The sequence below is a fragment of the Streptomyces eurythermus genome (assembly GCF_014649115.1).
In the GTDB taxonomy this organism is placed as follows: domain Bacteria; phylum Actinomycetota; class Actinomycetes; order Streptomycetales; family Streptomycetaceae; genus Streptomyces; species Streptomyces eurythermus.
This window is the reverse complement of sequence record NZ_BMSK01000013.1, coordinates 83,911-96,581: the sequence shown is the minus strand read 5'-3', so window position 1 is coordinate 96,581 and position 12,671 is coordinate 83,911. Positions and strand designations below refer to the sequence as shown.

Below are 12,671 nucleotides of genomic sequence, written 5' to 3'. Positions count from 1 at the left end.
CTGAGCCCTGCCGAGTGACCGAGGCCGTCCATCACACCCAGGACGGCGTCCCGTTGTGACCGCCTGACAGTTCGTGAACAAACCCCCACCTGCGCAGCGGCGTCCGGCACGCACGCCCGCGGGTCGCGATCACTCCGTCATGGGCAGGCACTCGGCGAGCAGGCCGACGACGTCCCGCCAAGCCCGCGCCGCGTGCCGAGGGTGAAAGCCGACCCCAGGACGCACGATGTGGTCGACCGTCGGGTGATGGAAGGCGTGCAAGGCGCCGCCGTAGACCACGAGGCGCCAGTCGACTCCCGCAGCCTGCATCTCGGCGGTGAACGCGTCCCGTTGCGCGGGCGGCATGATCGGGTCTTCCGAACCGACCCCGGCCCACACCGGACAGTGAATGCGCGCCGTCTCGCCCGGCCGGCCCGTGGTCAGCCCGTTGACCGTGGCGATCGCGCGCAGGTCGACGCCGTCACGCCCGAGTTCCAGCGCGATCGCGCCCCCGGTGCCGTAGCCGACGGCGGCGATCCGGTCCGGGTCGGTCCGCGGCTCGGCGCGGAGCACGTCGAGCGCCGCGTGGCCGATGCCTCGCATCCGGTCGGGGTCGGCGAGCAGCGGCATGCAACGGGCCAGCATCTCCTCGGGGTCGCCCAGATAGCGCCCGCCGTGGAGGTCGAAGGCCAGGGCCACGTATCCCAGCTCGGCGAGCGCGTCGGCCCGGCGGCGCTCGACATCGCTGAGCCCCACCCCCTCGGGCCCGACCAGGACCGCGGGCCGCCGGTCCGTACCGGCCGGGAGCGCGAGGTGCCCGATCATCGTCAGGCCGTCGGCCGCGTATTCGATCGTGCGCGTGGTAACCGTCGTCATGAGCCTGGACTGTAGTGATCGCCGAGCCCGGCCGGACCGGTGTTCTGCCGCCGGCAGAAGGCAGGCTGCAGGTCGCCGTCCACTCGTGTGGAGGGGCAGGGATGAAGTGGCGGAACGCCCGCACCGTTTCGGCCTACGAGCGGACCGTCGGCCGTGCCCGGCGGAGGCTGATGCCCAGTTCCCAGCGGATCCGGACCGGCGAGTCGTCAGGACGGCACGGCGGGGCAGCGGGTGCCCCGGGCGGGGACCGTCAGGTCGGTGAGGTAGCTGTCCACGGCGTTCTCCATACACGGGCCGCTGGTGACGCTGCCGTGGCCGTGGCCCTCGTAGGTGAGGAGCACACCTCTGCGGCCGAGCTGCCGGGCCACCGAGACCGCCCACGGGTAGCCGGTGGCGGGGTCGTGCAGCGCGTTGGACACCAGGACCGGCGGGGCACCGTGTACGTCCAGGCGGTGCTGCGGGTTGGCGGCCGGCGCGCCGAGACACGCCGCTGCCATGTGGATCGGCAGCAGGTAAGGCAGGTCAGGCGCCGTCGTGTTCATCAGGGCGACCAGCGAGGCGTACTCCTCGTAGTCGCGCACCGGAAGGTGCCAGTCCGAGCAGAAGACCGGGGTGGCCGGGGGCAGTGGCGCGATCGAGGTGGGTGATGCCGGGAGCGGCTCGCTCGCCTCCATCCTCGCGATCGTCGTGGCCAGACCCGCGTAGTCGGCCTTGTAGAACTGCTGGAACGCGATCTTGTTGACCAGGTCCGAAGACGACAGCGAGGTGCCCGGTTTCTCCGGGTGCGCCAGCTCGCCGCGCCCGGCCCGTGCCAACAGGCCCTGCCAGACGGCTCGGACGTCGCGGCCGTGCAGCGCGCAGTCTGCGGCACCGTCGCACCACTTCACGAACTCCTGGAAGGAATCCTCTGCCGCGGCCGCCTCGGACCGCAGGAAGTCACGGGTGGCCCGCACGCTGTGGTCCATGACGCTCTCCAGCACCATCGCGCGCACCCGGCGCGGGTAGGTCTCGGCGTACTGCGCCCCGAGCAGCGTGCCGTACGAGCTGCCGTGGAAGGTCAGTGCGCGTTCGCCGAGGGCGGCCCGGAGGGCGTCCACGTCCCGGACCGTCTGACCGGTGTCAAGGTGGTCGAACACCGGTCCCGTACGCGCCCGGCAGTCGGCACGGAGCCGCCTGTTGTACGCCATGGTGGCGTCGAAGTCGGCCTGGCTCTTCAGCTCCGGTGACGGCCGCTCGGCAAGCAGGGCGCCGGAGCAGGTCACCGGGTTGCTGCCGCCCACGCCGCGCGGGTCGAAGCCGACGATGTCGAACCTGCGGCGGACCTCGGGGCTGAACCGGCTGATACGGCCCACCACCATCTCCACACCCGAGTCGCCCGGTCCGCCGGGGCCGAACACCATCGCGCCGACGCGTGCGCCGGGGTCGGTGGCCTTGCGGCGGGCCACGGCCAGGTCGAGCCTCGGCCCGCCCGGGTGCGCCCAGTCGACCGGCACCGAAAGGGTGGCGCACTCGGCTCCCGGCTTCTCCGGGGCATCGCACGGTGCCCACCGCAGGGTCCCGCTGGCAGACGGCGACGCGTGGACCGCGGGAGCGGCGGCGAGAGGGGTGAGGACGGCCGTGCCGGCTGCCACGACCATGGCCGTGCCTCGCGCGGCAATGCGCCGCAGTGCGGATCTGCCCCTTGACGGCATGGGGTCTCCTTGTGAAGAGAGCGGGTGTGTCAGACGCGCGGACCCGGCCGGGCACCGTCGTCACGTTATGCGCTCTGTCCACCATGCGGAGTCCCTGTCAGGGGCTTCTCCGGGTCCGCTCCGGGATCGCTCAGGGGCGTTCGGGGCCCCAGGACGAAAAAGCTCCGGGCCGAGTCAGGGAAGGGGCTCTGCCGCAATCGCGGTCGGCCGGTCGTCCCGTCGGCCGACGCCGACCTCGACAAAAGTCCTCACTCGGCGCGAAGGGTCGCGGTGCGCCGTCGCTGGAGGCGCACCGCGAGCTGTCCTTCCGTCGTCAGCGGGTGCCGACCGCCGCGCGCACCGCCCTGCGGGCCATCTGGCAGTCGTCGTGCAACCGGCGCAGCAGCAGCCGCTGTTCCTCGCCGGACGGCACGGCACCGGGCGGCGTCGTGCCGGGGGGCACCGGCGCCGACTCCTGCATCGAACGCTGCACCGCCGTCTCGTACGTGCGGATCTCACGGGTCAGCAGCAGCATCAGGTTCACCAGGAAGGCGTCCCGGGAGGCCGGGCCCGCCGACTGGGCGAGCTGGCTGATGTGACGCCGGGCCACCGGAGCGGAGTCCCCGAGGACCAGCCACAGCGTCGCCAGGTCGTACCCGGGCAGGTACCAGCCCGCGTGCTCCCAGTCCACCAGCACCGGACCGGCCGGGGACAGCAGGATGTTCGACAGCAGGGCGTCGCCGTGACAGAACTGGAGCATGCCCTGCCGGCCCACCTCGTGGGCGATGCCGTGCAGCAGCTTCTGCAGGTCGCCGAGGTCCCGGTCGGTGAGCAGGCCCAACTCGTGGTACCGGGAGATCCGGGCCGCGTAGTCCAGCGGCATGTCGAAGGTGCCCGCCGGGGGCCGCCAGGCGTTCACCCGGCAGATCGCGCCGAGCGCCGCCCGGATGTCCGCGCGTGGCGGTGCCTCCATCGGATGCCGCTGGAACGCCACCGGACGGCCCGGCAGCCGTTCGATCACCAGCGTGCAGTTGTCCGGGTCCGCCGCGATCAGCCTCGGCACCCGCACCGGCGGCCGGTGCCGGACGAACGAGCGGTATGCGGCTATTTCCTGACGGCTCCGCTCCGCCCACGCCGGCGAGTGGTCGAGCAGACACTTGGCGACCGCCGTACCGCGCCCTGTCGTCCCGACCAGAAGGACCGACCGTCCGCCCTGCCGCAGCACCTGCACCGGGACGAACTCGGGGCAGATCCGCTGCACCGAGGCGAGTGCGGTCCGCAGCCGCGCGCCCTGCGGGCCGGACAGGTCCAGCCGCCCGCTGAGCGGCTGGGTCCCGGGCCGGCCAGGGACCCGCCGCGGCCGGCCCACCCCCGGTACCGGGACGCCGGGACGCGCCACCGGGTCCAGGTACGGCCCGCCACCCGCGGGACGGGTGCGCAGCGGCCGGGCCGGGGCGGACACGGAGGACGATGCTGCGTACATGGGAAAGACAGATCCCTTCGTGTGCCTGCTGTGCCTGCCTGTACGTCCGCACCCCGAACCCGTGCTCGCGGGTGCGTGCCCCGTGAGCGTGGTTTCGGGAGCGTACGCCCACCCGACCCGGCCCTCCGGGCACACCCTGGGGAATGTGCCCGGCATGTGCGACCGGATGGCCGTCACCGGGAGGTGGCGGACCAGGTCGGGGTGGCGCGTTCCTACCTGACACCCGATGAGTGGTGGCACACCATCTGGCGCACCCTGGCGAACCGTGGCGAATAGTCGCCCGGCAACCCGCACCCGGCTACTGTCAACTCAGCCGAGAACCTGGGGGCTTGACGTGAGCGGACGACCCAACACCCGCCTTGCGGACCTGTTCGGCCTGGCCGGCTGGTCGAAGGGCGAACTCGCGAGACTGGTCAACCGGCAGGCGGCGGCCATGGGCCACCCCCAGCTGGCGACCGACACCTCCCGGGTGCGGCGGTGGATCGACATGGGAGAGATCCCGCGCGATCCCGTGCCGCGGGTGCTGGCGGCCCTGTTCACCGAGCGTCTCGGCCGTGTCGTGACCATCGAGGACCTCGGTCTGGTACGGCAGGGGCGTGCGGGGAAACGGCAGGGCGACGGGATCGAGGAACACCCCGACGGCCTGCCCTGGCCGCCCGAGCGGACCGCCGCGGTCCTCACCGAATTCACGGGAATGGACCTCATGCTCAACCGACGCGGCTTGGTGGGCGCGGGTGCCGCGCTCGCCACGGGATCCACACTCAGCGGTGCCATGTACGAATGGCTGCACACCGATCCGGCCCTCAGGGCCGATGCCCCTGTTCTCGACGACCCTTTGCACGTCGACCCGGCCGGGTTCGACCGGTACGAGGCCGCTCCCGTCGGATCCCAGGAGATCGAGGCGCTGGAGCGCTCGGTCGAGGTGTTCCGGGCCTGGGACGCGGCCCGCGGCGGCGGCCTCCAGCGCAAGGCGGTGGTGGGCCAGCTCAACGAGGTGGGCGGCATGCTCGCCTACCACCATCCCGCCCACCTCCAGCGGCGCCTGTGGGGCGTCGCCGCCAACCTGGCCGTCCTCGCGGGCTGGATGTCGCACGACGTCGGCCTGGAACCCACGGCGCAGAAGTACTTCGTGATCGCCGCCCACGCCGCCCGGGAGGGAGGTGACCGGCCGCGCGCGGGCGAGGCGCTGTCCCGGGCGGCCCGGCAGATGGTGCACCTCGGCCGCCCGGACGAGGCCCTGGACCTGATGAAGCTGGCCCAGTCCGGCGCCGGGGACCGTCTCCAGCCGCGTACGAAGGCGATGTTCCACACCATCGAGGCCTGGGCGCAGGCGGCGATGGGCAAGGGGCAGGCGATGCGCCGCACGCTCGGCCGGGCGGAGGACCTGTTCGTCAGCGACCGGCAGGACGCGGCGACACCGGACTGGATGCAGACCTTCAAGGACGAGGACCTGTACGGCATGCAGGCGCTCGCCTACCGCACCCTGGCGGAGTTCGACCCGAACGCGGCCGGGCCCGCCCAGCACTACGCGCAGAAGGCCCTCGCCCTGCGGGTGGACGGACGGGAGCGGTCGAAGATCTTCGACCATCTCTCCATGGCGTCGGCCTGCTTCATCGCCGACGACCCCGAGCAGGCCGACCGCTACGCGCGACTGGCCCTGATGGCGATGGGCTCCAACTCCTCGCGCCGCACCTGGGACCGGCTGCGGCAGATGTACCGGCTGACCGCGCAGTACGCCGGCTATCCCGGGATCCAGGAACTGCGTGAGGAGATCAGAACCGCCCTGCCCAAGCAGCAGACCAAGAAGGACGGTGCCGGCGCGCAGGTGTAGGGGACCTGCGCGCCGCCCGGCCCGAGGGGCCGGTGGTCGTCATGGGGTGACCCTGGCGGCGAGCACGCACGCGTCGTCCTCGCGTCCGGGGCCGCCGAACTCCTCGACGACCGTGCGCACACAGTCCCGTGCGGTCCGCGCGGGGCCGAACCGGGGGGCGAGACCGAGCAACCGGTCCACGGTCGCCGTCCCGTCGTGTTCCGGCAGCAGTGCGCCGGTGTGCAGCAGGAGCAGATCGCCCGGACGCAGGGTGACGGCGCACTCTTCGTAGCGGGTGCCCGAGGAGGTGCCGAGGGGGGCGCCGTCCGGGGCGTCCAGCGGGCGCCCCGCCCCGTCGCGGTACAGCAGCGGGGCGGGGTGTCCGGCGCGCGCCCACAGGAGGGTGCGGGTCGAGGGCAGGTAGCGGCAGCAGACGGCGCTGCCGAGGGCGGGCTGCGCGGCGGTGCCGAGCAACCGGTTCAGCAGGGTGAGGAGCCGGCCGGGCCGGGTGCCGGCCATCGCCATACCGCGTACGGCACCGAGCAGCATCGCCACGCCGGAGGCGGCGGCCACGTCCTGTCCGGTGAGGCCGCCCACGGTGAGCTGGGTCTGGCCGTCGGCCAGTTCCAGCGCGTCGTGCCAGTCCGCGCCGATCAGGGTGGCGGTCGCGGCGGGGAGGCGCTGGGCGGCCAGGTCCAGGGCCGCCGGCCCCTGGTCCGGCAGCCGCAGGGAGCCGTGCCAGGGCGGCAGCACGGTTTCCTGCCACTCGCCCGCGATCGGGCGCTCGGTCTGCTCCCGCCGGCGGTTCCGGTGCAGCGAGTCACGGGTCTCGGACACCGTCCGCTGGCTGCGGCGCAGTTCGCTGACGTCGCGCAGCACGGCCCACATGGAGGTCGTGCCGCCGTCGGCGCCGAGCACGGGTTCGCCCATCATGTGCACGGTCCGTACGGTGCCGTCGGGCCGTACGACGCGGAACTCGCCGTCGATCGGCTTGGCGTCGACCAGGCAGGACGTGACCATCTCGGTGAGTTTCGGCCGGTCCTCCGGCAGGACCAGACCGGGCAGCTCGTCCAGGGTGAGGGCGGGGTCGGCCGGGTCGAGGCCGAGGATCCGGTACAGCTCCGCGGACCAGGTGGCCTGGTCCGTCAGCAGGTTCCACTCGGCGCTGCCGACGCGGGCGAGCAGCGAGCCGTCCGGGGCGGTGGGCGGCGGTGCGGGCCGGGCGGGACCGGGCGGCGGGCCGTCCCGGAGCTGGGCCAAGTGGGCGTCGATGTCGTTGAGTTGGCGCAGGGCGAGGTCGTACAGGGCGCGCTGCCAGCGTTCCTCGGGGTCCGCACCGTCGCCGCGGGTGTCACGCCGTACGGCGTCCACGTCGCCCTTGAGCCGCCGCGTCTGCCTTATCAGCGCCTCGACCGACCCACGGCCGGGCGGCTGGGCGGCTGGGCGGTCCGCGGAGACAGGGGACGGCATGACGCACTCCGGAATGGGGGGACGGTACGGCGGGCGAAGGCGGGGACCGTTACGACTCTCGCACAGCCCGCGACCGCCTGTAAGGGATTTGGCAACACACGTTACGGTGGTGCCTCAGGCATATGCCAGAGTCCTTCAGGAGGGATCCATGGGGACGAAAGGCGTACCCGTCGCGGTGCCCAAGTCGTAGGAATCGTACGTGTGTTGGGCGAGGCGAGCGGTCTGGGCCCGGCGTTCGGGCGGACGTTCGACACTGCTGTGTTCAAGCGAGTGGCGGAGCGGCCGGTACCCGCCGAACTCTGACCGGAATTGACGGCATGCGACCGGCCCGCAGGGACTCCTTATGAGCATGGAGACCACCGTCGCACAGCTCGCCCACGCCCGTCTCGTCGCCGCCGGGGACCATGAGGTCCCGGTGCCCGCCACGCTGCGCTACACCGCGGACGACCCGCTCGCGGTGTACCTGGACTTCCCCGCCGAGGCCGCCCTGCACGGCGAGGAGGTCACCTGGACCTTCGCGCGCTCCCTGCTCGACGAGGGGCTCGGGGCCCCGGCCGGCCAGGGGGACGTGCGGATATGGCCCTACGGCCGCACCGGGACCGTCCTGGAACTCCACTCGCCGCACGGCATGGCCCTGCTGCTCTTCCCGGCCCCGGCGCTGCGCGGCTTCCTGCGGCGCACGTACGAGGTGGTGGCGGGCGGTGCGGAGGACGTGACGGGGGTGGTGGAACGGGGGCTGAGCGCGCTGTTCGGCGGTGTGTGAGCCGGCGCGGCGGGACCTCGGCCGCGCCGGTCGGGGTGTCAGCCGCCGGGCCGGGCGTACAGCGCCGGGCGGGGGGCCGGTTCGACGGTCACCCGGGCACCGGTCTCCAGGGACCGTACGCCCGCCTCGGCGACCACGGACGCCGCGTACCCGTCCCAGGCGCTCGGACCGGTGACCTCGCCGCGCCGGGTGGCGTCCACCCAGGCCTGCACCTCGCGGTCGTAGGCGTCGGCGAAGCGGACGAGATAGTCCCGCGCCACCTCCTCGCGGGCGCCGTCCCGGGTGGTGACCACCATGGTGTGCGCCTCGCCGATCCGCGCGCTGCCCGCCTCGCACACCGCCTCGCAGCGCACCTGGTAGCCGAAACCGCAGTTGACGAAGACCTCGACGTCCACCAGGGCCCCCGACTCGGTCTCGAACAGCACGAACTGCGGGTCGGACAGGCCCTCGGGCGCGCGCGAGGAAGGCGTGGGCCGCAGCACGGTGACCGCCGTCAGTTCCTGCCCGAGCAGCCAGCGGGCCGCGTCGATCTCGTGCGACACCGAGCTGTTGATCAGCATGGCGCTGGTGAAGCCGTCGGGTGAGGAGACGTTGCGGTGGGTGCAGTGCAGCATCAGGGGCCGGCCCAGACCGCCGCCGTCCAGCAGCGCCTTCAGCCGCCGGTACTCGACGTCGTAGCGGCGCATGAAGCCGATCTGCGCCAGCCGGCGGCCGAGCGCGGCCTCGGCCTCCATGACCCGCAGGGCGCCGGTGGAGTCCGGCACCATGGGCTTCTCGCACAGCACCGGCAGCCGGCGGGCGAAGGCGGCGAGCAGGGCCTCCTCGTGCGCGGGACCGGGGGACGCGATCAGGACGGCCGCCACCCCGGGCGCGTCCAGCGCGGCCAGCGGGTCGGTGTGCACGGTGACCCCGGTCAGACCGGCCACCGCCGCCTCGGCCCGGGCGAGGTCGGGATCGGCGACGGCCGCGACCCTGGCGCCGCTCACCACGCGATCGAGGCGCTGTATGTGGTCCGCGCCCATGTGCCCGGCACCCAGTACGGCCACGCCCAGCAACTCACCCATGCGCACGCTCCCTCACGCCGACGATCACGCCGTAGCGTACGCGGGAGGGCTGAGGGCTGAGGTCTGGTCAGCGGGCGGGGAGCGGGAAAGCCGGGGGTGCCGGTGCCGGTGCCGGAGGGCAGGGGGCCTCCCGGCTCAGTACCGCAGCACCCCGGCGATGCCGTCCGCGTCGCCCAGCGTGCCGTCCGGGACGAAGCGCACGTCGGCCCCGGTCTCCAGGCACCGCTCGACGATCTCGTCCACGATGTCGTCGCGGGCGTCCAGGTCGCCGGGCCGGGCCGGTTCCAGGTGGTCGCCGGTCTCGCGGACGGTCGTACGGTAGTTCTCCTCCACGGCGAGCAGCCGGACGCGGCCGTCACGGGCGCTCTGCCACAGCTCGTCCACCCCGGCGGCGTAGGCCCGGCGCCCGCGCGCCGAGGTGAGCTCCCGCATGACGGACGCGGCGTTCTTGCGGGACTCCTCCTCCAGGACCGGCCGGATGGCCTGCCACACCGCCTCCGGACCGGCGTGGGCGAGTCCGCCCCGCGGTATCGGCACGGCGTGGCGCGCGACGGTGCCGGCCTCCTCCATCAGGGACAGCGCCGCCTGCTCGCCGGTGATGTACAGCGACCGGGGCGCCGCGCGCAGGACCCTGCTCATGGCGGTGTCCGCCTCGCGCAGGAACCGGCGCGTGCCCTCGTCGCGGAAGGTGCTCGGCTGGTCGCCGATCCGCATGAGCCGCTCGGCGTCGAAGTTCTCCCGGGCGCGCGTCAGCGGGAAGCCGCCCCAGTGCTCCTCCACGACGCGGCCGGCCCCGCCGTTCCACAGCGTGACGCGGTCGGCGGAGAGCGACAGCACCCAGAAGGGCCGCTCGGCGGCGTGGGCCGACACCAGGTTGCGGGTCAGGAAGGTGTCCGACAGCACCACCCGCTCGGGTACGGGCCGGGCCAGGGACCACACCTGGTGCTCACCCGGCGCGGCGAAGATCACCAGGCCGTCCTCGGGGTGTGAAAGATCGACCTCGGACAGGGCCCGGTCGAGTTGCGCCTCGACATCCGCGCGGCGCTCACGGGTGACGGCGGGGTCGGACTCCAGCCGCCGGCGCGCCTCGGTCAGCGCGTTGCGCAGCCGGACCTGGTCCTGGCCGTTCCCGCGTTGCCGGCGGTGCGTCGGGGTCAGCACGGAGACCGCCGGATAGGGGCGCGGGCGGCGCAGTTCGGCGAGGGTCGCGGGACTCAGTGCGTGCTCCATGACAGCACGATAGGGCGGAATCACCATTACGGCATTCGGGGTAATCAGGACCTTCGCGGCGGCCCCGTCCGTGCCCGCGCCTCACCGCCGCGCGCCCTCCGGGGTCTGTCCGCCGGGTTTCTGATCGCGAAGACGTAACACGCCGTTTACTTGAGGAAGTTTTTGCCTGTGGCCGGTTCCTGTCGGTCGGTCTGCGAGAACGCGCGGATCCGTCGATTTTGCTGAGGCAAAACGCGGCCGAAACCGTGGATCCGGATACCCGTCCCGTGTTTCCGGCACGTTGACTCGGCCGGACGTCTGACGGACGCTCGATATAGATGCTCGATACAACTGGTTTGCCCGGCCGGCCTCCCGTTCCCGAGGAAAACGCAGGTGAGCGGGGGCCCGTCGGCGGCCGGAGGCAGGAGGTAGCGCATGTGCGGCATCACCGGATGGGTCTCCTTCGACCGTGATCTGACCACCGAGGCCGCCGCCTTGGAGGCGATGACCGAGACGATGGCCTGCCGGGGCCCGGACGACCGCGGCACCTGGAGCGAGGGGCCCGCCGCCCTGGGGCACCGCCGGCTCGCCATCATCGACCTGCCCGGCGGCCGTCAGCCGATGTCGGTGCCCACTCCCGAGGGCACCGTGGCCATGGTCTACTCCGGCGAGGCGTACAACTTCACCGAACTGCGCCGGGAGCTCACCGACCGTGGCCACCGGTTCACCACCGACTCCGACACCGAGGTGGTGCTGCACGGCTATCTGGAGTGGGGCGACGCGGTCGCCGAACGGCTCAACGGCATGTACGCGTTCGCCGTCTGGGACGGCCGGCACGACAAGCTGGTGATGATCCGCGACCGCATGGGCATCAAGCCCTTCTACTACTACCGGACCCCCGACGGCGTTCTGTTCGGCTCCGAGCCCAAGGCGATCCTCGCCAACCCGCTGGCCCGGGCCCGCGTCACCCTGGACGGCCTGCGCGAGCTGTTCGTCATGATCAAGACGCCGGGACACGCCGTCTGGGACGGCATGGCCGAGGTGGAACCCGGCACCGTCGTCACCGTCGACCGCTCGGGCCTGTCCACCCGCGTGTACTGGCGCCTGGAGACCCGCCCGCACACCGACGACCGTGACACCACGATCGCCACCGTGCGCTCGCTCCTCGACGACATCGTGCGCCGCCAGCTGGTCGCCGACGTGCCGCGCTGCACCCTGCTCTCCGGCGGACTCGACTCCTCGGCCATGACCGCGCTCGCCGCCCGGCAGCTCGCCGTCCACGGCGAGAAGGTGCGCAGCTTCGCCGTCGACTTCGCCGGACAGACCGACAACTTCGTGGCCGACGAGCTGCGCGGCACGCCCGACACGCCCTTCGTGCACGACGTGGCCCGGCTCGCCGGCACCGAGCACCAGGACATCGTGCTCGACTCCGACGCCCTCTCCGACCCCGCTGTGCGCGAGCGGGTGATCCGGGCCCGCGATCTGCCGTCCGGCCTCGGCGACATGGACAGTTCGCTGCTGCTGCTCTTCCGCGCGATCCGGGAGAAGTCCACGGTGGCCCTGTCCGGCGAGTCCGCCGACGAGGTCTTCGGCGGCTATCTGCAGTTCTTCGACGAGGAGGCGCGCCGCGCCGACACCTTCCCGTGGCTGGCCACCATGAACCGCCACTTCGGGGAGGACGCCGATGTGGTGCGTGCCGATATAGCCAAGTCCCTGGACCTCGAAGGCTATGTGGCCGACGGCTACCGCTCGGCCGTCGCCGGCATCGACCGGCTGGACGGCGAGAGCGACTTCGAGTACCGCATGCGGCGGATGAGCCATCTGCACCTGACCCGCTTCGTACGCATGCTGCTCGACCGCAAGGACCGCATGAGCATGGCCGTCGGCCTGGAGGTCCGGGTGCCGTTCTGCGACCACCGGCTGGTCGAGTACGTCTACAACACGCCCTGGGCGCTGAAGTCCTTCGACGGCCGGGAGAAGAGCCTGCTCCGGGAGGCGACGGCGGATGTCCTGCCGAAGTCCGTGTACGACCGGGTCAAGAGCCCGTACCCGTCCACCCAGGACCCCGGGTACGCCCGCGCGCTCCAGAACCAGGTCAAGGAGCTGCTGGCCCGGCCCTCCCACCCCGTGTTCGACCTGCTCGACCGGGACCGGGTGCGGGCGGCCTCCGAACGCGACACACCGGTCAGCACCCAGGCCGCCCGGCGCGGACTGGAACGCACCCTGGACCTGGCCGGGTGGCTGGACCTGTACTCGCCGGAGCTGGTGCTCGGCTGAGCCGGTGCCCGGTGCCCGGTGCCCGGTGCCCGGTGGGAGGGGGCGGATCGCGTGCGGCGGGGTCCTGGCC

The 12,671-nt window shown here is 72.8% G+C and carries 9 protein-coding genes; 3 read left to right on the top strand and 6 right to left on the bottom strand.

Annotated features, from left to right (window positions below):
- Window positions 1-129: 129 nt before the first annotated feature.
- The 3 genes from IE251_RS24650 to IE251_RS24640 all read right to left on the bottom strand — a co-directional run bounded on the left by IE251_RS24650 (window position 130) and on the right by IE251_RS24640 (window position 4,008).
- Window positions 130-855 carry a dienelactone hydrolase family protein gene (locus IE251_RS24650; protein WP_189755185.1) on the bottom strand — a complete coding sequence of 242 codons (726 nt, stop codon included), beginning with the start codon at window positions 853-855 and terminating at the stop codon, window positions 130-132.
- Window positions 856-1,061: 206 nt separating this feature from the next.
- Window positions 1,062-2,546 carry an alpha/beta hydrolase gene (locus tag IE251_RS24645; protein ID WP_189755184.1) on the bottom strand — a complete coding sequence of 495 codons (1,485 nt, stop codon included), beginning with the start codon at window positions 2,544-2,546 and terminating at the stop codon, window positions 1,062-1,064.
- Window positions 2,547-2,859: 313 nt separating this feature from the next.
- Window positions 2,860-4,008, bottom strand: a complete 1,149-nt coding sequence (locus tag IE251_RS24640) for an aminoglycoside phosphotransferase family protein (RefSeq protein ID WP_189755183.1) — start codon at window positions 4,006-4,008, stop codon at window positions 2,860-2,862.
- A gap of 334 nt (window positions 4,009-4,342) precedes the next feature.
- Here IE251_RS24640 and IE251_RS24635 point away from each other — a divergent pair, with 334 nt between their 5' ends.
- Window positions 4,343-5,839 carry a DNA-binding protein NsdB gene (locus IE251_RS24635; RefSeq protein ID WP_189755182.1) on the top strand — a complete coding sequence of 499 codons (1,497 nt, stop codon included), beginning with the start codon at window positions 4,343-4,345 and terminating at the stop codon, window positions 5,837-5,839.
- 39 nt (window positions 5,840-5,878) lie between these two features.
- Here the strand turns inward: IE251_RS24635 and IE251_RS24630 are convergent, their stop codons facing one another.
- A complete protein-coding gene (locus IE251_RS24630; RefSeq protein WP_189755181.1) occupies window positions 5,879-7,288 on the bottom strand; it encodes a PP2C family protein-serine/threonine phosphatase in 1,410 nt (469 codons plus the stop codon).
- A gap of 349 nt (window positions 7,289-7,637) precedes the next feature.
- On the opposite strand from IE251_RS24630, the gene IE251_RS24625 reads away from it, so the two are divergent.
- Window positions 7,638-8,051, top strand: coding sequence for an SsgA family sporulation/cell division regulator (locus tag IE251_RS24625; protein ID WP_030783910.1), 414 nt, complete (start codon window positions 7,638-7,640; stop codon window positions 8,049-8,051).
- Window positions 8,052-8,089: 38 nt separating this feature from the next.
- On the opposite strand, the gene IE251_RS24620 is transcribed toward IE251_RS24625, so the two are convergent.
- Together IE251_RS24620 and IE251_RS24615 are read right to left on the bottom strand one after the other, a co-directional pair.
- Window positions 8,090-9,115, bottom strand: coding sequence for a Gfo/Idh/MocA family protein (locus IE251_RS24620; RefSeq protein WP_189755180.1), 1,026 nt, complete (start codon window positions 9,113-9,115; stop codon window positions 8,090-8,092).
- A gap of 135 nt (window positions 9,116-9,250) precedes the next feature.
- Window positions 9,251-10,345: a baeRF3 domain-containing protein gene (locus IE251_RS24615; RefSeq protein ID WP_189755179.1), complete on the bottom strand. Its 1,095-nt coding sequence runs from the start codon at window positions 10,343-10,345 to the stop codon at window positions 9,251-9,253.
- Between the two features lie 414 nt (window positions 10,346-10,759).
- On the opposite strand from IE251_RS24615, the gene asnB reads away from it, so the two are divergent.
- Complete coding sequence (gene asnB / locus IE251_RS24610) at window positions 10,760-12,601, top strand: asparagine synthase (glutamine-hydrolyzing) (protein ID WP_189755178.1); 1,842 nt, start codon at window positions 10,760-10,762, stop codon at window positions 12,599-12,601.
- The last annotated feature ends 70 nt before the right edge of the window (window positions 12,602-12,671 follow it).